This window comes from Clostridiales bacterium, from assembly GCA_015243575.1.
In the GTDB taxonomy this organism is placed as follows: domain Bacteria; phylum Bacillota; class Clostridia; order Peptostreptococcales; family Anaerovoracaceae; genus Anoxybacterium; species Anoxybacterium hadale.
On record CP042469.1, the window covers coordinates 551,871 to 578,746 of the forward strand.

Here is a 26,876-nt window from a genome sequence, read left to right on the forward strand (position 1 = left end):
ACGGGAGGATCGCATGTTTGAGCCGTTTTTTTACCTTTTGAAGACGTATGGATTGAAGGTTTCATTAAATGAATGGATGATTCTTATGGAAGCATTAGATCAAGATCTTGCCCACTCCAGCCTAACGGGGTTTTACAGACTCTGTAAAGCAGTGCTCGTTAAGAGCGAAGCGGACATTGACAAGTTTGATATGGCTTTTATCGCTTACTTCCGTGGGATTGAACACCCTGATCAGCTAAATGAGGTGTTCTGGAAATGGCTTTCAGAAGAAATAAAGGTCAAAGATATTGATGACAAATCGATGCTGGACGACTATCTTCTGGAGCTGGAAGAGTTGCAAAAACGATTTGAGGAGCGGAAGAAGGAACAGAAAGAGCGTCACGATGGAGGGAATTACTGGATCGGTACAGGAGGAACCTCAACCATGGGTCATAGCGGATACCATGAAAGAGGGATTCGGGTAGGCGGAGAAGGGCGCCACAAGACGGCTGTTCAGATTGCGGGAGAGCGTAATTTCATAGATTTCAGGGAGGATCATGTCCTCAGTATCCGCAGTTTTCAGATGGCGTTCCGCAAACTTCGCCAGTATGCTGCCAACACAGATTCTGAGCGATCTGAACTTGACATAGATGAAACGGTGAAACAGACGGGAGACCATGCAGGGTTGCTTTCTCTTGAGTGGAAGAAACCCCGGAGGAATACTGTAAAGCTGATTGTTCTATTTGATTCAGACGGCTCCATGCTTCCTTACAACCGGTTGTGCAGCAGACTCTTTCAGTCGGTAAGCAAGTCCAACCATTTCAAGGATTTGAAGATCTACTATTTTCATAATTGTATTTATGAACATCTTTATACATCGCCTGCCTGCAGAAACGGGGAGTGGATTGATACAGAGTGGATGCTGAAAAATCTGAATAGAGATTATCGGTTAATCATTGTGGGAGATGCAGCAATGGCAGCCTCTGAGCTTATGTCGATAGGGGGCAATGCCGTCATTGGACTTTATAATGAAATCCCCGGTATCGCTTGGCTGAACCGTTTAAAAAAGCACTACGTGAAAAGCATCTGGTATAATCCGGTTCCGGAGGGGAAATGGCAGACGGTCTACGGAAATCAAACACTGCAGATCATCAGAGAAATTTTTCCAATGTATGGACTGACCTTGAATGGACTTGAATCAGGTATTAAAAAATTAATGGTGTTAAGGTAATCTGCTCTGAGTCAAGCATTTTTAGAGTGTTTTACTTCTGTTTGTAAGGTGTTAAATGTCAGTTTTTAGAGGACATATAAAAATTGATATAGGATATCCACAAAAGACATATGGCAAATAATTGAAATTTTACTGGAGAAGCGTGTTGGAACATGATAGGATAACTTCAATTTAAGGATACTGCCTAATGCGACAAAAATTGCCAAAGATACATTTTAATCGTCGGAATTGATATTCATCCGTATTGGGATTCTTTAATGAAATCAGAGAGGAGCATACTATGGATATCAAAATGGTAAATTCTTTTGTGCAGGTTGCAAGACTAAAAAGCTTCTCCAAAGCAGCTCAGATTCTATACATTACCCAGACGGGGGTAAGCCACCATATTGGAGTTTTGGAAGAAGAACTGGGAGTAAAACTGCTCTATAGAGATAAGAAGAGTGTTGCACTGACAGCAGCGGGGGAGTTTTTCCTACAAGAGTCCCATCGTTTAATCTCTCAGTATGAAAATGCGGTGGAGAAGACCAGGGGTATTGCCCAGGGAGACTATGGGACGCTTAAAATCGGATTTTTCAGCATGTTTGACCGAGAACGGATTTCTCTTGTCCTTACAGATTATCATCAAAAGTTTCCCAAAATAAAAATAAGTCTGAGTCAGTGCAGTTATCGGGATTTGAGCTGGAACCTGCTGAATAATGTATTGGACATTGGATTTTCTTCTGATTTAGTCTCTGAAGAATTGCAAGAGTTGAAAGTTTATCAAGCGTATCCCAAACTATGTGTCAACAGAAATCACCCCCTTGCCGATAAGGAGATCGTCCACCTGAAGGACTTGAAAGGAGAGCGTATTATCGTTTTCAATAAAAATAAAGAACAAAAGGAGTATTGTGAAGGATATAATCAAAAAGAGAAGGACGGGCTGCAAGTGGATCAATCTCTTCTTGTGGAAAGCATGGAAGATGCGATGATGCTTGTAAACAACAATTCTGGCATCAGCTTTCTGCCGGAACTATTCAGCTTTGTTAACCCTGAGAAAATAGTGTTTATCGATCAGTCGGTTGTCAATGCTCCCTTTGCCATCAATGCATATTGGATGAAGGATAATGTCAATCCTGTACTTGGAGTATTTGTCAACGAGATAAAGAAAAGGTATGGTGTTTATCGATCCGATGCAGAAGAAATCTGCTAGCCTCCAGTTTTTTGTTATTAATAATAAAAAAAATGAAATTTGGGTAAAAATCTGTTATAATAGAAAGGTTATAACGTTAAGTTAGTAATTCCTTTACAGAAATATAAGAAAGCAGGACCCAAATGAAAGAAAAAATAATCAATATTGCCGTAATTGCTCATGTCGACGCCGGTAAGTCTACCCTAGTAGACGCATTTTTGTCTCAGAGCGGCGTGTTTAGAGAAAACGAAGAAGTTGTGGATTGTGTCATGGACAGCAATGACATTGAAAGAGAGCGCGGCATTACTATTTACTCGAAAAACTGTTCTGTCATGCACAATGACGTGAAGATAAATATTGTAGACACACCAGGACATGCAGATTTTTCATCCGAGGTAGAGCGGATTATTAAAACCGTCGATACCGTTATTTTGCTGGTGGATTCCAGCGAAGGACCTATGCCGCAGACCCGTTTTGTACTGCAGAAATCTCTTGAAATGGGATTGAATCCGATTCTTCTGATCAACAAGATCGATAAGAAAGATCAAAGAGCCATAGAAGTTGTAGACATGGTATACGAGCTCTTTATGGAGCTGGATGCCAATGATAAGCAGCTTGATTTCCCGATTTTATACGGTGTTGCCAAGCATGGGATTGCTAAGACTGAGCTGGATGCGGAGAGTGACGATATCACACCGCTTTTCGATGCCATCATCAATCATGTTGCGCCTTATCCCGACTATAACGATGAACTGCTGCAGATGCAGGTTTCCACCCTTGCTTACGACGATTACATCGGCAGACTGGGAATCGGAAGAATCTATAAGGGAAAAGTGCGTACGGGGCAGGTTGTATCCGTTTGCAAAGCAGATGGAAGCGTCGTACAGCGGAAAATCAATCAGGTTTTTGTATACAAAGGACTGAAGCGGACTGCGGTAGAGGAAGCAGAGTGCGGTGACATTGTCGTACTTGCCGGTATTTCCGATATATCCATCGGGGAAACGATCTGTGCGGATAAAAACCCTCTCCCATTGGAGATGATTCACATTGAAGAGCCCACCATGTCCATGAATTTCATGGTCAACAAATCTCCCTTTGCAGGAAAAGCAGGAAAATACGTAACCTCCAGACATCTGAAGGAACGGTTGGAAAAAGAACTTGAGGTCAATGTAGGACTTGTGGTAGAACCACTGGAGACAACAGATGGCTTTAAGGTTTCCGGACGAGGAGAGCTGCACCTTTCCATTCTTCTTGAGAATATGAGAAGAGAGAGCTTTGAAATCGCGGTATCCAAGCCGGAGGTAATCATGCACAGGGATGAAAAAGGCAAACTCCTTGAACCCATCGAAAAAGTCGTTGTTTCTGTACCGGACGAGTATTCCGGAGCAGTAATCTCGAAGTTGAACATTCGTAAGGGGATTATGGTAGGCATGTCAGGAAAAGATGGATATTCCAAGCTGGAATATCTGGTGCCCACCAGAGGCTTGCTGGGTTATCGTACCGAATTCATCAATGACACCAGAGGAGAAGGAACTTTTGTCCGCCGCTTTGAGTGTTTTGAACCGCATAAAGGAGAAATCCCACAGAGAATTAACGGTGCTGTCATCGCACAGGAAGAAGGCGTTGCAACGCCTTATGCGCTGGATAACATCAGTGAGAGAGCGCAGCTGTTTATTGAACCGGGTACAAAGGTTTATGAAGGCATGATTGTCGGCATGAACAGCAGAAACGAAGATATGGTTGTCAATGCCTGCAAGGCAAAGAAGACCACAAACATGCGAGCGGCGGGAAGCGACGATTCTGTTAAGCTGTCGCCTGCGAAAATCTTCACCCTTGAGGAAGCCTTGGAATTTATCAACGACGATGAATTTGTGGAAGTCGTCCCTGGCGACATCCGTCTGCGAAAAAAATATCTCAAGGAGCTGGAACGGAGAAGGAACGGAAAGTAAAAGCAGCGTGAAATGGAATGAACTGCTGATAGAAGATAACTTTATAGGCCCATTAACCTTTTGAAAATAACGGACTACAAGTGTAATCAGTATACAGACTACATTTGTAGTCTGTTTTAGTGTCTAAGGAACCAAGGAATGAAACGGCTTTTACCTCACAAAAATTCAAGTTGATTCCTGAAAGGAAGCTTACCCATTGTAACTACTTTCGGAAATAGTGTATAATAGGGACATCCATTCCATGATAATTAAAAAGGAGGATGTTTATGTCGGAAACCACCATAAACCTTCTGAAAGAACTTGGTCAGGCTTTTGTTATCGTACTGGCAGGATCAATTTTGATCAGTCTGGTCTGTCGAATCCTTCGCAGGGCACTAAAAAAGAGCAAACTGGATGCAGCACTGCACGTATTTCTAATCAACAGTGTGAGAATCTTCCTGTGGCTGATCGTCGCCATCACAGCATTGAACAGCGCAGGGATTCCTGTGACAGCCTTTGTTACAGCGCTTGGAGCTGCCGGTGTGGCTGTTGCGCTGGCATTAAAGGACAGCCTAGGCAACTTTGCCGGGGGCATTCTGATCATACTTACAAAACCCTTCAGCAAAGGGGATTATATCGAGGACTATCAGACTGCAGGACAGGTCGATAAGATTGATCTGCTGTATACCACGCTGGTCACCTTTGACAACAAGATTATTACAATTCCAAACGGTAAGCTGGCCAATTCCACGATCGTCAATTTTACAAGAAACAAAAGCAGACGTGTAGAATGCCGATTCTCTGCCGGATATCAGGATGATATCGAGAGAGTAAAGGATCTTTTAATGGCTGTGGCAGAGTCCAATCCCTCCATTTACACCGATCCTGCTCCCATAGTAGGAGTGGCAGGGCAGGGGGAAGGGCACGTTCATTTTGATTTAAAGGTTTGGTGTGATACCAAGGATTACACTATGATAAAATATTTTCTCGAGGAACAGGTGAATCTGGCCTTCAAAGAGGCGGATATCAACGTAACTTACCCACAGATGGAAGTCCGTTTGAAAAAATGACAAGAAAAATTTCTAAAATGATTCAAGCTAAATAAAAGGAATCGTATTGTCTATCGATTTCATTAAAAATGATATTAAGAAATGGAGTAAGCTGATGACAAAAGTAAGCGTAGTTTTATATTATTGGATCCTGGTTGCTGCGGCTCTGCTGTTTGCCAGAACGGCGGGCCTTGCTGACAATAACTCCGCAATTATTAAAATTCTTATCGTCATAACAATTCTTTATGTAGGGGTCGTTATGATCAGTCTTTCCCTGGGAAAAAACAGAGCAAAAGAGTATGGCAACAATAGAAACTCGGGTCAGAGTAAGCGAGCCGGGAACGGTCAAGCTGCGGCCTCTCAAAAGAAACGAAAAAAATAACAACAGATCATTAAAATGATAAAAGTCAGAAACAGCCTCAAGAATTAGGCCTGTTCTGACTTTTTTGTTAGTGGTAATTGGCTCTTTTATATCGTAGGGAACGATCGTCCGTACTGGTATAAAAAGACCTTGGATTTCTCCAAGGATTCCCGGCTCATCCGTAATATCAGACTAGCTGTAAGCATTCATTAATAACTTCTTTTGTGAGTACAAACTCAACGTTCTTTTCTTCTTTCATTTACGACCCCTCTTTCCGTCTATTCTTTCTATTGCAAGAGTAATCATATTATTTTTTAAACTAATCGGCCCTATTTCTGCTTTTTCTTGAAAAGTTCCAAGAATACCATCATAGATAATATCGGGCAGTGTTTCATCAGACAGCGGCTTTCGGTCTTCAATACCCAGTTTAGTATCTAAAATTTTATCAATACATACCAAGGTTTTTTGTTGGTCAAACCCGAGGCCAATAATTTCATTCAATAAACTAAGTGCGGTTCTCATCGTAACTTCCCCTTTTCTGATCATCGTTGGATTCATAATAAAAAAAACCCTTGCATTCTAATTACAAGAGCTAACAATATCTCAATCGTTTTATTACATGGCCTAAGCCGATGGTTCTTTCTTTTGCAATAATCTAATTATAGCATACAAATTACGTTTAGGCAACCCAAGTTATAAAATGATTCTTCAAGTCACCATATTTCTAATACGGTTTCACCAAAGAATCAATTCATATCTATTTAGAAAATGAAGAGAGAATGAATTTGATAAAAAAGTATTGATTTTTCATTGACAAAAGGGAAGAAAGGTGTTAATTTATAATACATATTAAACATATATGAATATAATAATATAAATGATATGTACAGTTGACTGGAAAAACCAGAGACTGCAATACCGACATTGATAGATCTAATGGCGGCTTTGCGGTCTTTTTTTTGTACACATATACAATAGAAAGGACGTGGCAGCAATGCACATTTTAGTGATTGGTGATCGGTTTATGACAAACAAAATACTTAAGGATGCCGTAGAAGAGCGCTTCCGGGGAAGCGGTATTTCACTGCAATACACCTTCTTACAAGATGAATGGCCGGTGGAAAATCTTATGGCCAACGATGAAGTCTACGAATTTTGCGGCAGTGATCTTGATATTCTTCCCCATGCCGGAGAAGCGGATGCAATTCTCACGCACTCTGGATGCATTACCAAAAAGGTCATAGACGCAGCACCCAATTTAAAAATCATATCGTTGGCAAGAGGCGGCCCGGTAAACGTCAATGGGAAGGCAGCAGCTGATAGAAACATACCGGTTACATACGCGCCTGGCAGGAACTCCGGTGCAGTCGCTGAATTCGCTGTTGGCCTGATTCTTGCGCACACCAGAAAAATTGCCCAAAGTCATTACTTTTTACGGCATCGCCAGGAATGGCGGGGTGACTTTTATGCAGCGGAATTTGTTAGCAGAGAAATCGGAGGCAGTACTGTGGGAATTGTGGGCTTCGGTACCATCGGTAAAAAGGTTGCAAAAATTCTAAATGCATTTGGAGCAGAAATTCTGATCTATGATCCATATATCACAAAGGAAAGCCAGAAGGAGCATCCAGAGTTTCAGTTTCTGCCGCTCGATCAGGTACTGCAGCGTTCCGACATTCTATCACTTCACAGCAGATACACCAGTGAAACAGAAAAAATGATCGGGGAAAGAGAGCTTGGCTTGATGAAACAAAGCGCGGTTCTGATCAATTCAGCCAGAGGACAGCTGGTAGACCACGATGCCTTATATCTTGCTCTTATGCAAGGAATCATCAGCGGAGCAGCACTGGATGTCTTCGAAGCAGAGCCACCAGGATCAGAATCCAAACTTTATACCCTTGAAAATGTTACCGTTACACCTCATCTTGGCGGTGCTTCCGTTGAAGCGGCAGAAATTGGTGCGAAAATTGCAGCGGATGAACTGTACCGCTATCTGGTGGAGCATGAAGAGCCACGATACTGGTATAACAAATAAATGAATCATTCCATTTAATGATGCGGTTTATTTTAATAGGAAAGGATTTGTAAAATGCCTGAAAAAAAACTAACAGCAGAACAGATTGCTGGTATGATAGATCACTCTTTGCTGCAGCCGCAGCTTACCTTAGAAGAAATTGAAGAAGGCTGCCGGATTGCGGAAACCTATCAAACAGCTTCAGTGTGTGTTCGGGGATATGATACTGCTTACTGTGCAAAGCGTCTTGAGGGAACTGGCGTAAAGGTGGCTTCTGTCGTCGGCTTTCCCCATGGAAACAGCAGTATCGAAGTCAAAGCTTTTGAAACAAAACGTTACATTAAGGACGGAGCCAATGAGATTGATCTGGTTCTTCCCATTGGACTGCTTCGATCTGGATACTGGGATTATGCTGAACGGGAACTGAATGAGGTTCTGTCTGAATGCAGAGAGCACGATGTATTATTGAAGGTCATCTTTGAAAACAGCTACCTAACTCGTGATGAAATTATCAGGTGCTGTGAAATCAGTACGAAGGTCGGTGTGGACTTCATCAAAACCTCTACAGGATATGCACAAGTGGGCGCCACAGAAGAACACATTCGCTTAATGCGAGCAAATACCCCGGCTCACATTGAGATCAAAGCAGCAGGCGGAATCAGAACCTTGGATGATTTTCTCCTCTTTTATCAGGCAGGAGCAACGCGGCAGGGCACCAGATCCACGGTCGAAATTATTGAGGAATCAATACAGAGATTTGGAAAGTAGGAATTTGTCAGTCAGGGTTTGGATAAGGAGATGCTGAATCTGCGGTTCCTGAAATAGGAGGTACATACATGAAAGCTTTATTTTTAACCGGAAAGTCCCAGGTGGAGTACAGAGAAACTCCCACACCAGCCTGCCCGGAGGATGGGTTGCTGCTGATCGTAGAAGCGGTGGGGCTCTGCGGTTCCGATATCAGAACCTACACCCATGGTCACAGCCAAGTTAGCTATCCCTGCATTCTGGGACATGAGAATGCGGGAGTTGTGGTGGCAGTGGGCGCCAATGCCCCTGGAAATTATAAGATTGGAGATGCACTGGTGGTTCACCCGGCAGTACCGTGTGGAACCTGTTATTACTGCCGGAACGGAATGGAATCCATTTGCGAGAATTTGATCGTAGTGGGGTCCGGAATACCCGGAGGATTCGCCCAATATATGGTGATCCCGAAATTATTGCTTGAAAAAGGCACCTTGATCCGAATGCCGGAAGGAATCTCCTTCGATCGAATTGTCATTGCCGAACTTCTTGGATCGGTAATCAGGGCGCAAAAGCAGCTGGATATTGGTCTCGGAGAAACGGTCGTGATCATCGGTACGGGGCCCATCGGCTGTCTCCACAGCGAAATTGCAAGGCTCAGAGGGGCATCAAGGATTATTCTGATCAACCACTCTGCGGGAAGACTGGAATTGGCCAGAAATCACAGCAGCGGTACTCATTTTATCAATTCCAGTGAAGAGGACCCGGTAAAGAAGGTACTTGAGTTAACCGACGGGCGGGGTGCCGATGCAGTGATCTCGGCATCGCCATCTACAGAAGCGGTAGCACAGGGATTGAAAATGCTCAGGAAAGAAGGAAGACTTTCCGTTTTTGGAGGGTTTAACAAAGAAGCGCCAGAGTTACATCTTGACGGCAATCTGATCCATTACAGGCGACTGTCGATCATCGGTGCCTATTCCTATTCTGCAGCGGATTTTGAACAAGGCGTCAAGCTGATCGCAGAGGGAAGGATCAATACTGATCTGGTCACCCATCATCTTCCATTAAAAGAGATGGAAAAAGGTGTGGAACTGATTCAATCAGGAAAAGCCCTGAAGGTAGTACTGTTGCCTCAGGAAGAATAGAAAGGAGCTTGAAAGAACATGGCAAATCGAGAACAGATGACTTCCAGAGAGCGAATCGCGGCGCTGTACCGGCGGGAACTGACGGATAGAGTTCCCTTTATGCATAAAGGGTATGCCTTTTGTGCGAAACATACGGGGATTGACCTATCAGACATCTATCGGGATCCCCACAAGAGCTTTGAAGCACAGAAGCGCATCTTTGAGACTATTGGTATGGACGGTGGACCCTTTTACACCTTCATCGCTTACGGAGCAGGTGAATTTGGAGGTACGATCCGGTATCCCAAGACCCAGGCATCCTATGGACCGGAGGTGGGTGAACGTCCCGTTTTAAAACCGGAGGATATTGAAGGTCTTCAGCTTCCAGAAGTGAGAACCGCAGGCTGTATTCCAAACTCGATGGAATTTGCCAGGCTTCAGGAAGCAGAGGACTATGAGATTGCGTTTATCTGCGGTACTCCGTTTACCCATGCAGCCAACCTCTGCGGAGTAGCAGAATTCCTGACCTATACCAAGAAATATCCGGAGCTGGTTCACAAAGCCCTGCGCCTTATGACAGATCATATTCTTGAGGTAGCCCAGTACTACGTAGACACCTTTGGAAAAGGCAGGGTTCTGGCAAGAGCAGTCTCACCCACAGAGAGCAATGCACTGATTTCTCCCAAGACATTTGAGGAATTTGCTCTGCCCTATGTCAAGGAACTCAACAGCAGGGTTCTGGAAATGGGTGCAAAAAGCATTTACATTCACATGTGCGGGAAGCAGAATAAGAATCTGCCCAAATGGGCAGAAGTCCCCTTCGGTGATCCGGGCATCATCAGCATCGGAACCGAAGTCAGCCTGAGAGAAGCTGCGGAATTTTTCCCGCAGCATGTCATCGCGGGAAATCTGGACCCTCAAATCATCACCAGAGGAACACCTCAGGAGGTGTATGAGGCGAGTCGGATCAATATTTTGGAAGGAAAGGAGCTTCTGCGGGGCCGCTATATCTTTATGGCAGGCTGTGAAATCCCTCCAAATGCGCCCTATGAAAATATCGTATCGATGAAAAGGGCTGTGGATGATTTTGGATGGTATGAATAAGCGCCAAGCAGACCGTAAGACAAATGAGTAATCAAACAATTGATGCAATTGAGCAAAGCAAACAACACGGGCATAAAGGAAAAGCGGTGTCTGGACGATTGGCAACCGGAAAGGAACTGATTCATATCGGTGCCAATTTCAGCAGTGCGGAGGAACTGATGAATCGTATTGCAGACAGCGCACTGGAACAGGGATATATTGAACCTCATTACCGTGATGCCATTTCGGAGAGAGAAAAGGAATTTCCAACAGGGCTTGATCTGCCAATCCCCATCGCGATCCCGCATACCGATGCGGGCTGCATTACCCCTTTTATTGCAGTCGCGACGCTGACAAACCCCATCCCCTTTTATTCCATGGACTTATCCGGAGATATCGTTCATGTTCAGATGGTATTTCAGCTTGGTATCCAAGACGGAGCAACCCACCGGAGGGTTTTGAAAAAGCTTGCATTGGCATTCTCCAGAAAAGAGGATATGGAAGAACTTCTGTATTTGAAAGAGGAAGCTGAGCTTCTAGAGAAATTGAACCTGCTTCTGGATGGATTGCTTGCGATTTCCGAAAGCGGAAATGACTCTGATTCGATAGGAGGACCCCATGAAAAAAATTAAAATCATTGTGGCTTGCGGAGGCGGAATTTTCACCACCACCGTCGTAACGGATAAAATCCAGGAGCTGCTGAGGAAGAACAAAATTCCCTTTCTCATCACCCCGTCAAAAATTACGGAGATTCCCAAGCTGACTGGCGCGGATCTCATCGTGGTGACAGGGAAGACAGAAGCCAAAAACCAAAGTAATATTCCTGTGCTCATCGGCTTGCCTCTTTTTACCGGGGTAGGGCCGAGGAATTTTCACAGGTGCTTTTAACCAAAATTTATGAACTAATTGAAGGGAGATAACTATGAATTTTTTAACTGTACTAAAAAGCGCCATTGACCTATTCGGCGCGCCCATCATCGTACCCATTGTGGTATTCCTGCTGAGCATTGCGCTCAAGGTCGAGGTTAAGAAGGCCTTCCGCGGTGCGCTCTTTATGGGAATCGGTCTGATTGCGTTCAACGTAATTTTGGGTGTACTGATCACTGCCATTAATCCGCACATCACGGCAATGGTAGAACACACCAGTGTAAACCTGCCCATCATCGACATCGGCTGGCCTGCCGGAGCTGCTATCGTTTATGCAAACCAGCTGGGAATGATCTATCTGGTGGTAGGCATCGGCTTCAATCTGCTGCTCTATTTGATCAAGTTCACAGATACCTTCCAGCCCACCGACGTTTGGAATTATTATTATTTTGTTGTATTTGCGCAGCTGGTTGTCTTTGTTACAGGAAGCTTGCCTCTTGGAATCATCAGCGCGATGTTTATGAACCTGATCGTATTGCTCTTTGCAGATTTTCTTGCGCCTTCTCTTCAGGAATATTACGGATATGAGGGGGTTACCGCAACCTGCCATGCCGTCGTCAATATTTCCGCTTTTGCTATCATCGTTCGCTGGCTCCTGATCAAACTCAAAGTAAAGCAGATCCATATCGATCCGGAAACCATTCAGGGAAAATTCGGATTTTGGGGTGAGCCCACTGTCATTGGTCTAATCATGGGTCTTGCCATTGGTATTCTGGGTAAATCCAATGATCTTGCAAATCCTGCAAGCTGGGCCAACATTATTGTGACAGGATTTACTGTAGCAGCGGTTATGTATCTTTACCCCAGCATCTCCGGCATGTTCGTCAGAGGAATCATCCCTATCAGCCAGACGCTGAATGCGAGATTCCAAAGCGGAGAAGCAAAGCGGAAAAACATCAACATCGGTATCGATCCAGCTGTATTCTTCGGTGAGAGCGCCACCCTTACCACAGGACTGATTCTGATCCCCATCCTCATCGCTACAGCGGTGATTCTTCCGGGAAATCAGACACTGCCCCTTGCGGATCTGCCTGCAATGCCTTTCATGGCCATAGGTGCCATCGCAGTATTCCAGGGCAACATTCTAAACAGCGTTGTTACCGGAACCATTTGGTACAGCATTTGCCATTATATCAATACTGACGTGGCAGCAAACTTTACAAAGGCTGCTGTCAATGCAGGCGTGCAGCTTCCTGATACGGCCACAACCATCACCAGCTGGTGCATCGGTGCCAATCCAATTTTTTATGTAGTATATAAGGCCTTCAGTCAGGAAGGAATTGCGCAGATCATCGGCATTGCAGCAGTTGTCGCAGTTTATGTCATCGCTGTGGTACACTTCAAGCGCCACAGAAAGCAGTGGTATCTGGCAGCAGGTGCCAGCGAGGATTTCGTAAATGATTTCCTGGCAAAAGGAGAGCTCGCCAAAGCGTAATCGGAGAAGACGAGAAGGAGAATGGGAATGAACACATCAGCAGTTACTTTGTACCAACAAATTAGGGAGGGAACCTATGGGGAGGGCGATGCCCTTCCCGATGTGGAAACCTTGGCGAAAGAATATGCGGAAACACTTAAAATCGGCATCGGAGATCTGATCTACGAGGGAGCGCTGGAACGGGACCCGGCCCAGCCCGAGGTTGTAAAAGTCAAAGCATCCTATCTTTGGGATGTGGTGGGAGGCAATCACAGCTTTACCGCAGAAGCGAAAAAACGCGGCCAGAAGCCCGGAAATAAAATAATCGGTTTCCAGAAACGAAAGGTATGGCCGCAGGTGCAAAGGCGCCTGGAGCTGGAGCCGGATGATGAGGTCTTTGTCATGGAGCGTATCGTATATGCAGATAAGACCCCGGTGGGTATGGAGTTTTCCTACCTGCCTGCAAAACTTTATGAAGGACTAACTCGGGATCTGTTTGAAGGAGGAAAGTCCACCTTTAAGATCATGGATGAAAAATATGGGCACAAGGCAGCCAGAGCAACGGATGAACTGCGGGCTGCACGCCTTGAAGAAAGGGAAGCTGAAATCCTCGGCCTGGAACCCGGGATTCCTGTGCTGATCCGATTTCGGGTTGCGAGGACTGCCGAAGGGGTTCCCATCAAAGGTTCCAGGGCAATTTACCTGTTCAATGCCCAGTATGAACTTCCGATTTAGCAATGATGATCGATAAAGGAACAAGCGGCAGATGATGATATATAAGGGAACACCGGCTGCACCCGGAATCGCAGTGGGTAACGTATTAAAATATTGTACGAATTGGATCGAACCAGAGGAAAGAACAATCCCCGAAAAAGAGATCAAATTAGGCTTGGCGCGCTTCGAAGATGTAAAGGTAAGGGTTCATCAGGAACTTACTGAGCTCGTCGCTCTGATATCGCAGCAGGATTCTCAGCAAGCAGAGATTTTTGAAGCCCAAAAAGATATTCTCGATGACAATGAAATGAACGCGGAGATCCTCGAGGAAGTCAACGAGAAACGTTACAGTCCTGAGTATGCACTGAGCCTGGTGTTTGGCCGCTATGCAGCAATGTTGGATCGGGCAAAGAATCCAGTGATTCGAGAACGTGCCGCGGATATCAGAGATGTGAGAAACCGCTTCCTCAACTGCTGGTTTGATAGAAGAAACACATCCCTGACTGAACTCAGGGAACCGGTTATTGTCGCTGCCCATGATCTTTTGCCTTCTGAGACAGCAGGACTGAACAAAGAATATGTTCTTGGCATTGCAGGAGAAGTGGGTGGCAGCACCTCCCATACAGCAATCTTAGCCAGAGGCCTTGGGATACCAGCCGTTCTTGGCATTGAAAACCTGCTGTCATTAATAGAAGATGATCAGCAAATTGTTCTGGATGGTTTAAAAGGAGAGCTGATTCTGTCATCGTCAGAGACTGTGAAGGCAACGTATCAGGAAAGGGCGCAATGCTACGGAAATCGCCGCCGGGAAAGCGATGCATTTGAACATATCACAGGAAGGACGGCAGACGGAGAGCGAGTAGATATTCTCATGAATCTGGCAGCACCCGATGACGAGATTCTCAGCAGGGAACCCATCGTTGACGGTGTGGGGCTCTTTCGAACAGAGTTCTTATATTTGGGAAAAAACAAACTGCCTGATGAGCGGGAAAGTTATTTGGCCTATCAAAAGGTACTGAAAACGTTTGGCCATAAGCCTGTGACGATAAGAACCATGGACATCGGCGGAGATAAATGTCTTGATTGTCTTTCTCTTCCCCAGGAGACCAATCCGTTTTTGGGGCTAAGGGCTATACGGCTCTGCCTGAAAGATCGGGATCTATTCCGCGTGCAGCTGAGAGCAGTACTGCGGGCAGGAACCGATGGGAACCTCCAGATTATGCTGCCCATGATCAGCAATTTGGAAGAAATTATCCAGGTGAAGAAGATCCTCAGCGAAGTGAAAGCGGAATTGGCAGAAGGGGGAGAGGCTTTTGCAGCAAATCCCCAGCTGGGCATCATGATTGAGGTGCCTTCCATCGCTCTGATTGCTGATTTGGCGGCAGAAGAAACAGATTTCGCCAGCATCGGAACCAATGATCTTTGTCAATACCTCATGGCAGCAGACCGGTTGAATCCCGATGTTGTAGAATGCTATCAGAGCTTTCATCCTGCTTTATTTCGGCTTATCGCCCAGGTCAAAGAAGCCTACCATTTGAGAGGAAAGCCTGTCAGCGTCTGCGGAAGCATGGCGGGAAATCCGATGTTTGCGGCAGTGCTGATCGGTCTTGGTATCAGAAAGCTGAGCATGGATGTAACAGAAGTAGGTGAAATGAAGCGATTTCTCAGTCTGCTGACGACGGAGCATGCTCAAAAACTTGCGGATCGGGTCTTGACGCTTCCTACCGCTCAGTCGGTTGAAGAATATCTGCAAGAGCAGATGGAACTTCTGGGCTACAGCAGTTATTATGCAATATAGCCTGCCCAGAGACTGCCGATTGCTGAAGCGGATTATTAGAAAGGAAATAAAATGTATACGCAGACAGTAGAAGTAATCAATCCTTCGGGACTCCATTCCAGGCCCGCTTCAAGCTTTGTGAGGCTTGCAGCAAGCTTTCAATCTAAAATCAAGATTCGCAAAATCGGAGAAGACCTCAGCGTGAATGCCAAAGCCATTGTCATGCTCCTTACTCTGGAATGCGGACCGGGTGACACGGTGGAAATCTCTGCGGAAGGCGACGACGAAAAAATTGCGGTGGATGGGCTTGTGGCACTGGTTCAAACCGGATTCGGAGAATAATGAATCAGCGGACACAATTATCAATCATCTATGTTTGGATACAATTCATCGCTTTTGGCGTTTCGTACTGAATCAAATTAGGGTACCAATCCTTAACAGAAAGGAAGGACAGATATGGCAACAGACGTTTTTTCACCAAAGGAAAGACTCCTGCGAATTCTCAATAAAAAAGAAGCAGAACGGCCTCCTGTCATTTGCCCTGGCGGAATGATGAATGCTGCCGTGGTAGATGTGATGGTCAAGGGAACCAGACTCCCGGAGGCGCATCATGATCCTGTGCTCATGAGCAGTCTGGCGAAAGAGGTGGCTGAAAAAACCGGCTTTGAAAACTTTGGTGTTCCCTTTTGTATGACGGTGGAAGCTGAAGTTCTGGGCAGTGAGATCAATTACGGAACGCTGGAGTGTGAGCCGAAGATACAGAAGGAAAAATATCCTTCCGTGGGTCTAGTGGATAGGCTGCCCCTGGGCAGTATGGAAAAAAATACAAGAGTTGGGGCGATAGTACAGGCAATTTATGCGCTGTCAAGGTCGAATCCCGATATTCCTGCCATCGGAAGCATGACCGGTCCGCTGAGTACTGCTGCATCTCTTGTGGACCCCATGACGTTTCTGAAGGAACTGCGCAAGGATAAAGCGCATGCACATCAGGTACTAGAGTATGTCAATGCTCATCTCATGGAATATGCGGCACTGATGATCGACAACGGAGCATCACTGATCTCCATCGCAGATCCTACAGCCACCGGAGAAATTCTCGGACCGAATATGTTTGAAGAGTATGCGGTTCCATATCTGAATCGTTTGGCAGATGGAATCCATAAGCTGGGAGCACCTGTTATCATCCATATCTGCGGAGAACTAAAAGCAGTGAAGCCCCTGGCTGCCGGCCTACAGGCGGATGCTTTGAGCGTAGATGCCTTTGTAAGCCTGAAAAAGCTGAAGGAGGAATTCAAAGAGGTGACTACCATGGGAAATCTGAGTACCATTCTGCTGGAACAATCGGGAACAGAATCCGTACAGAGAGCGGCGGAATTGCTGCTTAAAAATCGGATTGATATCCTTGCTCCGGCCTGTGGTCTGAGCACTTCCACTCCTCTTGAGAATATCAGAGCATTTACTGATCAGGTCAGAGCTGGGAAGTAAAAGAAAGCAAGTGAGGGAATATGCCTATTATCAATTTTAAGAAAGAGAAGATCGCAGTCGAAATACCTCAGGGCACCACCATACTTCAGGCAGCAAGGAATGCCGGTGTGCTGGTGGAATCCCCCTGTAACGGAATGGGTACTTGCGGTAAATGCAGGGTCAAAATAAGAGGAAATGAGGCAGTACTGGCGTGCAGAGCAATCGTAACAGAGGATCTGGCTGTTGAGACTTTGGAAGATAAAACGCTGAATAACACATTGAAAATACACAGTGAAGGAGACAGCTTCACGTATCAAATAGATGCTCCCATTACAAAGAGGTTTGACGGAGTAAAAACACAGGTCTATCTGAGAGACTCACTTCTCACTATAGAGGAGGGTGACACGGAGAACCAGTGTTACGGCCTTTCCGTGGATATTGGAACAACGACTCTGGTCAGTGCCCTGATCAATCTTGCCACAGGAGAGGAACTTGCGTCAATATCTGCCTTGAATCCCCAAAGTCTCCATGCGCAGGATGTCCTTTCCAGAATACAGTTTGCATCCAAAGATCAGGGGCTTGATCAAATGTATGAGGAAATCACCTCAGAGCTGAATCGGATGACTGCGGAGTTATGTTCCGCAGCTGGTATCGAGAGACGTTTTATTTATGAGGCAGTTTACAGCGGCAACACTACTATGATCCATCTTGCCTTACATACCAACCCTGAGTCCCTTGGAAAATACCCTTATACGCCGATCTTAAAAGGTGGTGCGTTTGTAAGGGCATCCGATTATAATCTGGAAATTTCACAGGCAGGAGTCATTTATACGCCGCCTGTTATTTCTGCTTATGTGGGGCCGGATATCACTTCTGGTATCCTTGCAGTACGGCTGCAGGATGTTGAGGGTACGGTTTTGTTCATCGACATCGGTACAAATGGAGAGATGGCTCTTTCCCGTAATGGGGAACTGTCAGCCACCTCAACGGCTGCGGGACCGGCGTTTGAAGGAATGAACATCACCTTCGGCATGCGGGCGGGAAATGGCTCAATTGAAGGATTTGAAATTCATGATGACGGGGCTGTTTCCCTGCAGGTGATTGGCGGGGGGAAAGCCGTGGGAATTTGCGGAAGCGGTCTATTTGATCTTGTGGGCGAATTGGTTCGCCTGGGAATCGTAACGGAAAATGGGCGGTTTGCCAATCCGGATACGCTTCGTCTGCCGCAGCAATTGTGCAGCAGGCTGAAGGAATTCCAGGGGAAGATTGCCTTTGAAGTGGCACCGGACATCTATCTGACATTGAAGGATGTCCGTCAGGTCCAATTGGCAAAGGGAGCCATCCGAGCGGGGATAACCGCATTGCTTCGCCATCAGGGAGTAGCAGAGGAGGACGTGAGTCAGGTGCTCATTGCAGGGTCCTTCGGCTATCATCTGAAGACCAGGAGTCTGGTTGATATTACAATCATGCCGAAAAGCTTTGAAAAGAAGATCCAATTTGTGGGGAATACATCCAAATCAGGCGGGAAAGCATTTCTCCTGAACCAGAGGTTCCCGGAAGAGATGAAGGCGCTCGTAAAGCGGGTGAATTCCGTTGAACTTGCCAATTTAGACGGATTTGAAAGACTGTTTGTGGGATGCCTGAATTTCAAAGAGTAATCTCAGTGGCAGTGCTGAGTGAAAGGAATCGGTGCAATCTGTGCTTAAGCAATGTGTGCTTGAAAAATCTGTGCTTACGCAGTCCGCGGTGAAGGAATTTCTGTCGGCGTTGGCGGCAGCCGTTGCAGATATGCAGGAGGGCGAAGCTGTGAAGCTAGCCCATAGAGCGCTGGAAATGGGACTTGACCCGCTGACAGCAATCGATTTGGGCTTGCGGGCTGGTATGGAGGAAGCGGGCAGACGTTTTGAAGAGGATCAGTATTTTATCCCTGAGCTTCTGGTGTGCGCCGATGCTATGGAAGCAGCAATGTCCGTGCTAAAGCCTCATATTAAAATTGAGGACAATAATCATCCAATTAAAGTGGTGATTGGCACCGTCGAAGGAGATAATCATGATCTAGGAAAGAATACCGTAGCAGTCTTTTTGGCTGCGGCAGGATATGCTGTATATGATCTGGGAAGAGATGTTCCCTCGCAATTATTTGTTGAAAAGGCCATAGAGATTGATGCCGATATTATCGCATTGTCAACCCTCATGACCATCTCTACGCCTCGTATGGCAGAGGTCATAGGATTACTTGAAGCACAGAATATTCGCAATCGCTTTAAGGTGATCATCGGAGGGAAACCGGTATCGAAGGACTTTGCAGGAAAGATTGGTGCAGATGGTTACTCTGCAGATGTTTCCGGCGCGTTGCGTCTTATTCGCAGCCTGATGGACTGAATGAATGATATGGAAGGAGTTGCAGGAATGTCAGAACAAGAACGATTATTTGAAGAACTAGCCCTTGCTGTTTTGGAGATGGAGGAGGAAAAAACCATATCTCTTTCCAAAGAAGCATTAGAGGAGGGTATTGATCCCGTGGATATCATTGAAAAAGGATTGTCGGAAGGAATGACTCGGGCAGGAGAGCTATTTGAAGAAGAAGAATATTTTGTGCCGGAGTTGTTAATGTGCGCCGATGCAATGAATGCAGGAATCGATTTTATAAGACCGCATATAAAGATTGATGCGAATACAGTACGCAAAAAAGCAATCATCGGGGTTATTGAAGGGGATACTCACGATATTGGAAAAAATCTTGTCAAACTGATGATGGATAATGCAGGCTTTGAAATGATCGACCTGGGAAGAGATATCCCAGCGCAGCAATTTGTGGATAGAGCAAAAGAAGTGGAAGCGGATTTGATCTGCATCTCCAGCTTAATGACAACCACCATGGACAATATGGCGGAGGTGATTCAACGATTAGAAACAGAAGGCATCCGTGGGAAATTTAAGGTTATGGTGGGTGGCGGGCCGATTTCCGGTGCCTTTGCAAAAGATATTGGAGCGGACGGCTATTCCGCAAATGCAGCAGAAGCAGTTCGTTTGGCAAGAACGCTGGCGGGTGTATCATGACCCATGAGTTCCTATGCCCCGGCAGGGAGGAATCCAGCTTGAGCAGGGGTGCTGCCGCTCTAGGGGCAGAAGTTTTTTCTGAACCTAGTGTTTTGCTTGAGGGAGCGGTGCGAAACCAAAAGGAGTATAAAAGTGCGTTTTTACGCCTTCCTCCCGGTTTCCCAGCTGAGTTAACTGATTTTGGACAAAAATTCCGAATTGACGGCGGCATGGCAGTGCCCGGAAAAATGCCTTTTCAAAAACCCGAAGCACTTGCGGAATTTCTAAGAAAGAATCAATCCTTGAGGATCGGTAAAATCGTTCTGGAAAGCCTGAAACGTTCAAAGCTTACAACGGTTCACAGTCCTGTGATTCTCAGCTTCTATGCGCCTTTTTCTCTGGCAGCGGCATTAACAGATTCCTTTTTACTTTACCGCATGATGAATCATTCTTCAGAGTCCGTTGCGCTGTTACATGAGATTTTATCTCGGATTACAGTGCTATTGAGCGATTATGCCATTGACGGGTTGGCATGCGGTGCTGATATCCTTTCCCTCGCGGATCCCTATGGCAATTTGGAGTTGGTTGGCGGGAAGTGTTATCGGGAATTTTCCGGTAAATATTCCGCGATGCTTTTGAAAAGATTGGAGCCGGAGCTGGGAGCTGCTCTCGTTCATTTGTGCGGAAAAACTGCGCTATCTCTTGAGAAAACCGGGTTTATGAGAGCAACGGAATCTCGGGAAGAACCTCCTGCTCCTTATGCAAGGATCTTAATAAAGAGCCTCCGAAAGGAACCTTCCTTTCTTGGATATGGGTGCATCCATTGTGAAGAATCGTTGAACGATCGTTTTTGGGTCATGCATTTATCATGAATTTAACCTGTTTTTAGCAATGGGCTCTGCTTAAGTTTTTTTATTGAAATGGAACCATTCGATAATGATCAAAGGAAGATTCATAATTTGGGAGTAGTCTGCAATTAAAATATATTTTCTTAATTACCTTGACGTATGAAACAAGCTGTGATAATATACTATAGATTTAAGCTAAAATACGAAAGGACATCAAAATGATAGCAAGGGAACGTCGATTCAAGAATATGAAATGTGTATTACCGGACGCGGGATTACTATTCTATTCCGAAGGTGTCGTATTTCCCGTTTTCATTATGATTCATCAATTCTAGTCTTCCTTTTTGGAAGACTTTTTTTTATCTAGCAAGAGCTAGATAAAAAGGGGAGTGCAGAGGGGGTACCCCTCGCCGATAAGGAGGGTGCTCAGGCTGCTTGCAACTTAAAAGCAGCCGCCGAAGGGAACCATAGGGTTCCCTAGCGGAAGTGGCATAGCCACTTTTTTATGGCCTAAAACCATTTACATCACGTGAATGATGGGAGTTCGTGAAGGCAACCCGTTATTCATTTCGGATAGCTTGTATTGCATTGCTGCATGAATGAAAAATCATAGAAGATTTTTCAGTAAGGAGGGATCACATTGTTAAAAGGAAAAAGCTTACTGGAGCCCATGGATTTTACAACAGAAGAGATGGAGGAACTATTCTTACTTGCAGATAGGATCATCGAGGAACCGGAACAATATGCAAAATCCTGTGAAGGAAAACTGCTGGCAACGTTGTTTTATGAACCCAGCACCAGGACGAGGTTCAGTTTTGAAGCTGCCATGCTTAGACTCGGAGGAAAGGTTATCGGATTTTCTGAACCGAATTCCAGCTCCGTATCAAAGGGAGAGAGCATTTCTGATACCATTCGGACAGTAGCCTGCTATGCGGATCTGGCTGTCATGCGTCATCCCAAAGAAGGGGCGCCAAAGGTTGCGGCAGCCTGCACCGACATGCCTGTTGTCAACGCAGGGGACGGAGGTCATCAGCATCCCACGCAGACCCTTACCGATCTTTTGACCATTCGCAGAGAAAAAGGCGGGTTTGAAAACCTCACCATCGGTCTTTGCGGAGATTTGAAATTTGGACGGACAGTCCACTCTCTGATCAAAGCCCTGTCAAGATATAGAAACATCTCCTTCGTGATGATCTCCCCTGAGGAATTAAGGATACCGGAATACGTACGCAGGGAGATTCTGATCAAGAATAACATACCGTTTCAGGAAGTTAAAAATATGCAGGAGGTGCTTCCCAGCCTGGATGTTCTCTATATGACGAGAGTTCAAAGAGAACGCTTTTTCAATGAGGACGATTATCTCCGTCTCAAGAATCGTTATATTCTGGATGCTCAGAAAATGAAGCTGGCCAAGGAAAACATGATGGTGCTCCATCCCCTGCCAAGAGTAAACGAAATCTCTGCAGAGGTGGATAACGACCCGCGAGCACTGTACTTTAAGCAGGCGAAATACGGCATGTTTGTCAGAATGGCACTGATCATGAGTTTGCTGGGCGTGGAAGAGAGGAGAAATTGACATGGTAGTAATCGACAGTATTAAAACAGGCATCGTCATTGATCACATCACAGCGGGTTTGGGTATGAAGATTCTGGAGTATCTGGATATCGATACGACAAAGAATACCGTAGCACTGATTATGAATGCGGTGAGCAACAAATTCGGCAGAAAAGATGTTGTTAAAATCGAGAATGTTGTGGATATTGATCTGGCAGCCCTTGGGATTATTGATCCAAAAGTTACCGTCAATGTCATTGAAGATCATATTATTAAGAGGAAAATTCATGTCACAGTGCCTGAGAAGGTGGTGAATATCATCAAGTGCAATAATCCTCGCTGTGTTACCTCTGTGGAATCAGGTGCACCTCAAGTATTTCACCTCATCGACAGGGAGAACCGCGAATATCGATGCGACTACTGCGATGAAATTATCAGCATGAAAGGCGGATATAGTAATGAAGTTCTGCATAAACAATGGTTTGATCGTTGATCCCCATCAGGCTTCACCGTTTCTGGGAAACCTGGTGATTGAGAATGGCATCATCACAGAAATTGTTCCTGCAAAGCAGAATCCGGCGGCAGTTCAATCTGATTCTGAGACTGCACATGAGGGCACAATTGAAGATAATCATACAATTGATGTAAGTGGAAAAGCGGATGTGCATACAATCGACGCAAGGGGAAACTGGGTGGTACCTGGGCTCATTGATCTTCATGTTCACTTTCGAGAACCGGGATTTGAATACAAAGAGGATATACAAAGCGGCTGTGAGAGTGCAGCTGCAGGCGGATTTACTATGGTCTGTTGTATGCCCAATACAAGCCCTGTTATTGACACCCCTGAAGTGGTTCGTTTCATCCGAAAAAAGGCAGATGCCGGCAATGGTGTTGATGTGAGCTGTATCGGAGCAATTTCAAAGGGGCAGGACGGGATAGAACTTGTAGACTATGAAGGCATGCTGGTTGATGGAGGCATTTGCGGAATCAGCGAAGACGGAAAAACCGTCGCGGATGAATCGGTTATGCTGGAGGCCATGAAAAAAGCAAAGGAACTGGGGCTTACCGTGTACTCCCATGCAGAACCTGAGGCTGAAATCGTGAAGAGGGATCTTGCCTTGGCGAAACAATCGGGATGCAGGCTTCATTTCTGTCACATCAGCGAGAAGGCCAGCATTGCGCTCATTCGCCATGCAAAGGAAGGCGGACTCGCTGTCACAGCGGAAACAGCGCCCCATTATTTTGCCCTCACAAGTGAGGAGGTTCAGGGAGATCCAAATAAAAAAATGAATCCGCCGCTTGGGACGAAAGCTGACCGTGAAGCAGTAATGCAAGCGCTGAGGGATGGAACCTTGGATGCCATCGCAACAGATCATGCACCGCATCATATCAATGAAAAAAGCGTTCCTTATGAGCTTGCCCCCAACGGTGTAATCGGGTTGGAAACAAGCTTCGCAATAAGTTATACGAAACTGGTACGAGCGGGTATTCTGACGCCTGCAGAGCTGGTCAAGAAAATGAGCTGTAAGCCTGCAGAGATACTAGGGATCCACAGCGGGAGGATTGAGATTGGCAGACCAGCAGATCTTGCCATCATCGATGTTGAGGCAGAATATGAGATTGGCTCAGAGCCGTTTCGTTCCAAGAGCGCTAACTCCCCCTTTTTGGGAGAAAGAGTGTTTGGACGGATCTTATACACCATCAAAGACGGAGCCGTCATATGGAATGCGTCAGAAGCATCCGGCTGCATGAAATCAGGAGGTTGAATAAGTATGATAGATCGATTAATAAAACAGATTGAACAAAAGGCAAATCCTACCGTTGTTGGATTAGATCCTACTTTTGAGATGATCCCCAAGACCATGGCTAACGAGATGTTTGAAGAACACGGGAAAAACACGAAAGCAGTGGCAAACATGTTCCTTCAGTTCAACAAGGAAATCATAGACCAGACCTTTGACCTGGTACCGGCAGTAAAATTACAGATTGCAATGTACGAACAGTATGGATTGGACGGAATCTCTGCTTACCTTGATTCCATCGTTTATGCTAAGGAAAAGGGGCTTGTGGTAATCGGGGATGTGAAACGCGGTGACATCGCGTCCACCGCAGCGGCTTATGCAGGTCATATCAGCGGCATGAGCATCGAAGGAATTCATTTTGACCCATGGAAGGAGGATGCGGTGACACTGAATCCATACATGGGTTTTGATGGGATCGAACCGTTTCTTCCTCCTTGCAGAGAATTGCATAAAGGGATTTTCATTCTAGTAAAAACCAGCAATCCCTCTGGCAGCGAGCTTCAGGATTTGATGAGCCAAGGGAAGCCTGTTTACGAATATACAGCTGAGCTGGTGAGCAAGTGGGGGGAGCTGGCAATGGGCGATCAAGGCTACAGCAACGTAGCGGCAGTGGTGGGAGCAACCTATAAGGAGCAGGGCGAATTCCTGCGAAAGAAGCTGTCCCATACCTTCTTCCTTGTTCCGGGATATGGTGCCCAGGGTGCGTCAGCAAAGGATCTGGGCGGGTACTTTGACAGCGACGGCAGAGGCTGCATCATCAATTCTTCAAGAGGAATCATCGCAGCTTACCAAAAGGACGGGAAATATGGGGAACAAAATTTTGCAGAAGCAGCGCGGGAAGCGGTACTGCTGATGAAAAAAGATCTGGGAGGTATCGTATGACGGGATCTGAGTCAAGAATTCTGGAATCCAAGATCTTGGGAAATGATCAGATTGCCCGGGAAATATACTGCATGACGCTGGAGTACGAGGGCTGGGAAAGTGAGATGAAACCGGGGCAGTTTGTAAATCTTTATCTCAATGACAAGAGTATGATTCTGCCAAGACCGGTCAGCATCTGCGAAGCTGAGAAAGGCAAGCTGGCACTGGTATACCGAATTGTAGGAAAGGGAACGGAAGCGCTTTCCAGCTATGCCCCCGGTGATATCATACGAGTCAGCACTCCTTTGGGAAATGGATATGATGTGACCGATATTGCGCTAAGGCTTGGAACTGACAGCTCAAAGACGATTGTCCTTGCGGCAGGCGGGCTTGGAGTGCCCCCTATGCTGGAACTTGCCAAGTCACTGCGAAAAGCAATTGAGCCCAATATAAAGTTGACTGCAGTGATTGGTTTTCAGGATGAGGTTTTTCTTTGCGAAGAACTGGAACAATATTGTGACAGTGTTCTGGTTGCCACCGACAACGGAAGCAAGGGATTTCATGGGAATGTTCTGGAGCTGATGAAAGCGGAAGGCGATCCTGGAGATTATTATCTGGCTTGCGGACCGAAGCCAATGCTCAAGGCTGTCTCGGATTACTGTGTAGAGAAAAACATACCGATTCAAGTATCTTTGGAGGAACGAATGGGCTGCGGCTACGGGGCGTGTGTTGGATGTACCTGCAGGATCAAAGAGGAAAACGATGAGAAAGTTCCTTTCAAGCTGAAGAAGGTTTGTAAGGACGGTCCGGTATTCAGGGGAAACGAGGTGGTTTGGGATGATTAGTCTTAATAAGAATCAAAAATCTACTGGCAGCAGCAGTGCAGACTGTGATCTGGATCTGCGTGTTACCATCGCAGGAGTAACACTTGATAATCCTGTAACAACGGCTTCCGGTACCTTTTCCGCAAGAGAAAGCGGTGCATTCTACGACATCAACGAACTTGGCGCTGTCATCACCAAAGGAGTGTCGCTCGAACCATGGGACGGGAATCCAACACCGAGAATTGCAGAAGCCTATGGGGGAATGCTCAATGCGGTGGGGCTTCAGAACCCCGGTGTAGATGCTTTTATTAAGGACGAACTGCCCTACCTGAAGAGCTTTAAAACGAAAGTGATTGTGAATGTTGCGGGCAAGACAAAGGATGAGTACTGCCGTGCCGTGGAAAAGCTTTGTGAGACCGATGCAGATATGCTGGAGATTAATATTTCCTGCCCCAATATCAAAGAGGGCGGCATCAGTTTCGGTGCAGATACTGCAATGGCCGCTGAGATAACGAAGGCGGTCAAAAGAATCTCGACCAAACCAATCCTGATGAAACTGACACCGAATGTGACCGACATTGCAGAAATAGCAAGAGCAGTAGAGGCGGAAGGCGCTGACGGGATCTCGCTGATCAATACACTACTGGGTATGAAAATTGATATTTACAAAAAGAAGCCTGTGCTTTGGAATCGGATGGGAGGTCTTTCCGGCCCTGTGGTGAAGCCGGTTGCCGTTCGCATGGTATATCAGGTGCGCAGAGCTGTAAAGATTCCGGTCATCGGTCTGGGTGGGATCATGACTGGCGAGGACGCTGTGGAATTCTTTATGGCCGGAGCAGATGTGATCTCCATTGGTACTGCCGCGCTTGTTGATCCTCAGGCACCGGTAAGGATTAAAAGAGAATTGATCGACTTTATGAAAAGCAACGGATATAAAAATCTGCAGGAGATAAGGGATGCCTTGCTGTGATTGGAA

At 45.9% G+C, this 26,876-nt stretch carries 26 protein-coding genes and 1 pseudogene; 26 read left to right on the forward strand and 1 reads right to left on the reverse strand.

Translation table 11 applies throughout. The features are described from left to right. The first annotated feature begins 13 nt into the window (after positions 1-13). The 5 genes from FRZ06_02240 (at position 14) to FRZ06_02260 (ending at position 5,737) form a co-directional block, all read left to right on the forward strand. On the forward strand, positions 14-1,210 hold the full coding sequence (locus FRZ06_02240; GenBank protein QOX62258.1) for a VWA domain-containing protein: 1,197 nt from the start codon (positions 14-16) through the stop codon (positions 1,208-1,210). 280 nt (positions 1,211-1,490) lie between these two features. Next, positions 1,491-2,399 carry a LysR family transcriptional regulator gene (locus FRZ06_02245; GenBank protein QOX62259.1) on the forward strand — a complete coding sequence of 303 codons (909 nt, stop codon included), beginning with the start codon at positions 1,491-1,493 and terminating at the stop codon, positions 2,397-2,399. 122 nt (positions 2,400-2,521) lie between these two features. Beyond that, positions 2,522-4,327 carry a translational GTPase TypA gene (gene typA, locus FRZ06_02250; GenBank protein QOX62260.1) on the forward strand — a complete coding sequence of 602 codons (1,806 nt, stop codon included), beginning with the start codon at positions 2,522-2,524 and terminating at the stop codon, positions 4,325-4,327. Between the two features lie 260 nt (positions 4,328-4,587). Next, positions 4,588-5,376, forward strand: a complete 789-nt coding sequence (locus FRZ06_02255; protein ID QOX62261.1) for a mechanosensitive ion channel family protein — start codon at positions 4,588-4,590, stop codon at positions 5,374-5,376. 94 nt (positions 5,377-5,470) lie between these two features. Next, entirely contained in the window at positions 5,471-5,737 is a 267-nt protein-coding gene (locus tag FRZ06_02260; protein QOX62262.1) for a hypothetical protein, read from the forward strand. A gap of 234 nt (positions 5,738-5,971) precedes the next feature. On the opposite strand, the gene FRZ06_02265 is transcribed toward FRZ06_02260, so the two are convergent. Beyond that, positions 5,972-6,238, reverse strand: a complete 267-nt coding sequence (locus tag FRZ06_02265) for a hypothetical protein (protein QOX62263.1) — start codon at positions 6,236-6,238, stop codon at positions 5,972-5,974. A 472-nt stretch (positions 6,239-6,710) separates the two neighbouring features. On the opposite strand from FRZ06_02265, the gene FRZ06_02270 reads away from it, so the two are divergent. The 21 genes and pseudogenes from FRZ06_02270 (at position 6,711) to FRZ06_02370 (ending at position 26,870) form a co-directional block, all read left to right on the forward strand. Beyond that, positions 6,711-7,748 carry a hypothetical protein gene (locus FRZ06_02270; protein ID QOX62264.1) on the forward strand — a complete coding sequence of 346 codons (1,038 nt, stop codon included), beginning with the start codon at positions 6,711-6,713 and terminating at the stop codon, positions 7,746-7,748. 54 nt (positions 7,749-7,802) lie between these two features. After that, the gene (gene deoC / locus FRZ06_02275) at positions 7,803-8,495 is read left to right on the forward strand and encodes a deoxyribose-phosphate aldolase (protein ID QOX62265.1); all 693 of its coding nucleotides are present in this window, start codon (positions 7,803-7,805) and stop codon (positions 8,493-8,495) included. 68 nt (positions 8,496-8,563) lie between these two features. Beyond that, positions 8,564-9,613: a zinc-binding dehydrogenase gene (locus FRZ06_02280; protein QOX62266.1), complete on the forward strand. Its 1,050-nt coding sequence runs from the start codon at positions 8,564-8,566 to the stop codon at positions 9,611-9,613. Between the two features lie 18 nt (positions 9,614-9,631). Continuing rightward, positions 9,632-10,696, forward strand: a complete 1,065-nt coding sequence (locus FRZ06_02285) for a hypothetical protein (GenBank protein ID QOX62267.1) — start codon at positions 9,632-9,634, stop codon at positions 10,694-10,696. A gap of 23 nt (positions 10,697-10,719) precedes the next feature. After that, positions 10,720-11,307, forward strand: coding sequence for a PTS sugar transporter subunit IIA (locus tag FRZ06_02290; GenBank protein ID QOX62268.1), 588 nt, complete (start codon positions 10,720-10,722; stop codon positions 11,305-11,307). Continuing rightward, a pseudogene (locus tag FRZ06_02295) lies at positions 11,294-11,595 on the forward strand (PTS sorbitol IIB subunit). The gene FRZ06_02290 and the pseudogene FRZ06_02295 overlap by 14 nt, the downstream one beginning before the upstream one ends. 2 nt (positions 11,596-11,597) lie before the next feature. Further along, on the forward strand, positions 11,598-13,037 hold the full coding sequence (locus FRZ06_02300) for a PTS sugar transporter subunit IIC (protein ID QOX62269.1): 1,440 nt from the start codon (positions 11,598-11,600) through the stop codon (positions 13,035-13,037). A 21-nt stretch (positions 13,038-13,058) separates the two neighbouring features. Beyond that, on the forward strand, positions 13,059-13,751 hold the full coding sequence (locus FRZ06_02305; GenBank protein QOX62270.1) for a GntR family transcriptional regulator: 693 nt from the start codon (positions 13,059-13,061) through the stop codon (positions 13,749-13,751). Positions 13,752-13,782: 31 nt separating this feature from the next. After that, positions 13,783-15,528, forward strand: coding sequence for a phosphoenolpyruvate--protein phosphotransferase (gene ptsP, locus FRZ06_02310; GenBank protein QOX62271.1), 1,746 nt, complete (start codon positions 13,783-13,785; stop codon positions 15,526-15,528). A gap of 51 nt (positions 15,529-15,579) precedes the next feature. Further along, the gene (locus tag FRZ06_02315) at positions 15,580-15,849 is read left to right on the forward strand and encodes an HPr family phosphocarrier protein (protein QOX62272.1); all 270 of its coding nucleotides are present in this window, start codon (positions 15,580-15,582) and stop codon (positions 15,847-15,849) included. Between the two features lie 114 nt (positions 15,850-15,963). Further along, positions 15,964-16,992, forward strand: coding sequence for a methylcobamide--CoM methyltransferase (locus tag FRZ06_02320; protein ID QOX62273.1), 1,029 nt, complete (start codon positions 15,964-15,966; stop codon positions 16,990-16,992). A gap of 20 nt (positions 16,993-17,012) precedes the next feature. Beyond that, a complete protein-coding gene (locus tag FRZ06_02325; protein QOX62274.1) occupies positions 17,013-18,629 on the forward strand; it encodes a DUF4445 domain-containing protein in 1,617 nt (538 codons plus the stop codon). A gap of 130 nt (positions 18,630-18,759) precedes the next feature. Then, positions 18,760-19,353 carry a cobalamin-binding protein gene (locus FRZ06_02330; GenBank protein ID QOX65802.1) on the forward strand — a complete coding sequence of 198 codons (594 nt, stop codon included), beginning with the start codon at positions 18,760-18,762 and terminating at the stop codon, positions 19,351-19,353. Between the two features lie 27 nt (positions 19,354-19,380). Then, positions 19,381-20,031, forward strand: coding sequence for a cobalamin-binding protein (locus FRZ06_02335; GenBank protein QOX62275.1), 651 nt, complete (start codon positions 19,381-19,383; stop codon positions 20,029-20,031). After that, positions 20,028-20,882: a hypothetical protein gene (locus FRZ06_02340; protein QOX62276.1), complete on the forward strand. Its 855-nt coding sequence runs from the start codon at positions 20,028-20,030 to the stop codon at positions 20,880-20,882. The genes FRZ06_02335 and FRZ06_02340 overlap by 4 nt, the downstream gene beginning before the upstream one ends. Positions 20,883-21,498: 616 nt before the next feature. Beyond that, positions 21,499-22,434 carry an aspartate carbamoyltransferase gene (gene pyrB / locus FRZ06_02345; protein ID QOX62277.1) on the forward strand — a complete coding sequence of 312 codons (936 nt, stop codon included), beginning with the start codon at positions 21,499-21,501 and terminating at the stop codon, positions 22,432-22,434. A 1-nt stretch (position 22,435) separates the two neighbouring features. Next, complete coding sequence (locus tag FRZ06_02350) at positions 22,436-22,906, forward strand: aspartate carbamoyltransferase regulatory subunit (protein QOX62278.1); 471 nt, start codon at positions 22,436-22,438, stop codon at positions 22,904-22,906. Then, entirely contained in the window at positions 22,872-24,179 is a 1,308-nt protein-coding gene (locus FRZ06_02355) for a dihydroorotase (protein QOX62279.1), read from the forward strand. The genes FRZ06_02350 and FRZ06_02355 overlap by 35 nt, the downstream gene beginning before the upstream one ends. A 6-nt stretch (positions 24,180-24,185) precedes the next feature. After that, positions 24,186-25,097, forward strand: a complete 912-nt coding sequence (pyrF, locus tag FRZ06_02360) for an orotidine-5'-phosphate decarboxylase (GenBank protein ID QOX62280.1) — start codon at positions 24,186-24,188, stop codon at positions 25,095-25,097. Beyond that, positions 25,094-25,921 (forward strand): dihydroorotate dehydrogenase electron transfer subunit, encoded by an 828-nt coding sequence (locus FRZ06_02365; protein QOX62281.1) that lies wholly within the window; start codon positions 25,094-25,096, stop codon positions 25,919-25,921. The genes pyrF and FRZ06_02365 overlap by 4 nt, the downstream gene beginning before the upstream one ends. Beyond that, on the forward strand, positions 25,914-26,870 hold the full coding sequence (locus tag FRZ06_02370; protein ID QOX62282.1) for a dihydroorotate dehydrogenase: 957 nt from the start codon (positions 25,914-25,916) through the stop codon (positions 26,868-26,870). The genes FRZ06_02365 and FRZ06_02370 overlap by 8 nt, the downstream gene beginning before the upstream one ends. Positions 26,871-26,876: the final 6 nt, after the last annotated feature.

Bases quoted from the DNA above. Each gene is read 5' to 3' on its own strand.
- FRZ06_02240 (QOX62258.1), top strand. From the start codon at position 14: ATGTTTGAGCCGTTTTTTTACCTTTTGAAGACGTATGGATTGAAGGTT.
- FRZ06_02245 (QOX62259.1), top strand. From the start codon at position 1,491: ATGGATATCAAAATGGTAAATTCTTTTGTGCAGGTTGCAAGACTAAAA.
- typA (QOX62260.1), top strand. From the start codon at position 2,522: ATGAAAGAAAAAATAATCAATATTGCCGTAATTGCTCATGTCGACGCC.
- FRZ06_02255 (QOX62261.1), top strand. From the start codon at position 4,588: ATGTTTATGTCGGAAACCACCATAAACCTTCTGAAAGAACTTGGTCAG.
- FRZ06_02260 (QOX62262.1), top strand. From the start codon at position 5,471: ATGACAAAAGTAAGCGTAGTTTTATATTATTGGATCCTGGTTGCTGCG.
- FRZ06_02265 (QOX62263.1), bottom strand. From the start codon at position 6,238: ATGAGAACCGCACTTAGTTTATTGAATGAAATTATTGGCCTCGGGTTT.
- FRZ06_02270 (QOX62264.1), top strand. From the start codon at position 6,711: ATGCACATTTTAGTGATTGGTGATCGGTTTATGACAAACAAAATACTT.
- deoC (QOX62265.1), top strand. From the start codon at position 7,803: ATGCCTGAAAAAAAACTAACAGCAGAACAGATTGCTGGTATGATAGAT.
- FRZ06_02280 (QOX62266.1), top strand. From the start codon at position 8,564: ATGAAAGCTTTATTTTTAACCGGAAAGTCCCAGGTGGAGTACAGAGAA.
- FRZ06_02285 (QOX62267.1), top strand. From the start codon at position 9,632: ATGGCAAATCGAGAACAGATGACTTCCAGAGAGCGAATCGCGGCGCTG.
- FRZ06_02290 (QOX62268.1), top strand. From the start codon at position 10,720: ATGAGTAATCAAACAATTGATGCAATTGAGCAAAGCAAACAACACGGG.
- FRZ06_02300 (QOX62269.1), top strand. From the start codon at position 11,598: ATGAATTTTTTAACTGTACTAAAAAGCGCCATTGACCTATTCGGCGCG.
- FRZ06_02305 (QOX62270.1), top strand. From the start codon at position 13,059: ATGGGAATGAACACATCAGCAGTTACTTTGTACCAACAAATTAGGGAG.
- ptsP (QOX62271.1), top strand. From the start codon at position 13,783: ATGATGATATATAAGGGAACACCGGCTGCACCCGGAATCGCAGTGGGT.
- FRZ06_02315 (QOX62272.1), top strand. From the start codon at position 15,580: ATGTATACGCAGACAGTAGAAGTAATCAATCCTTCGGGACTCCATTCC.
- FRZ06_02320 (QOX62273.1), top strand. From the start codon at position 15,964: ATGGCAACAGACGTTTTTTCACCAAAGGAAAGACTCCTGCGAATTCTC.
- FRZ06_02325 (QOX62274.1), top strand. From the start codon at position 17,013: ATGCCTATTATCAATTTTAAGAAAGAGAAGATCGCAGTCGAAATACCT.
- FRZ06_02330 (QOX65802.1), top strand. From the start codon at position 18,760: ATGCAGGAGGGCGAAGCTGTGAAGCTAGCCCATAGAGCGCTGGAAATG.
- FRZ06_02335 (QOX62275.1), top strand. From the start codon at position 19,381: ATGTCAGAACAAGAACGATTATTTGAAGAACTAGCCCTTGCTGTTTTG.
- FRZ06_02340 (QOX62276.1), top strand. From the start codon at position 20,028: ATGACCCATGAGTTCCTATGCCCCGGCAGGGAGGAATCCAGCTTGAGC.
- FRZ06_02350 (QOX62278.1), top strand. From the start codon at position 22,436: ATGGTAGTAATCGACAGTATTAAAACAGGCATCGTCATTGATCACATC.
- FRZ06_02355 (QOX62279.1), top strand. From the start codon at position 22,872: ATGAAGTTCTGCATAAACAATGGTTTGATCGTTGATCCCCATCAGGCT.
- pyrF (QOX62280.1), top strand. From the start codon at position 24,186: ATGATAGATCGATTAATAAAACAGATTGAACAAAAGGCAAATCCTACC.
- FRZ06_02365 (QOX62281.1), top strand. From the start codon at position 25,094: ATGACGGGATCTGAGTCAAGAATTCTGGAATCCAAGATCTTGGGAAAT.
- FRZ06_02370 (QOX62282.1), top strand. From the start codon at position 25,914: ATGATTAGTCTTAATAAGAATCAAAAATCTACTGGCAGCAGCAGTGCA.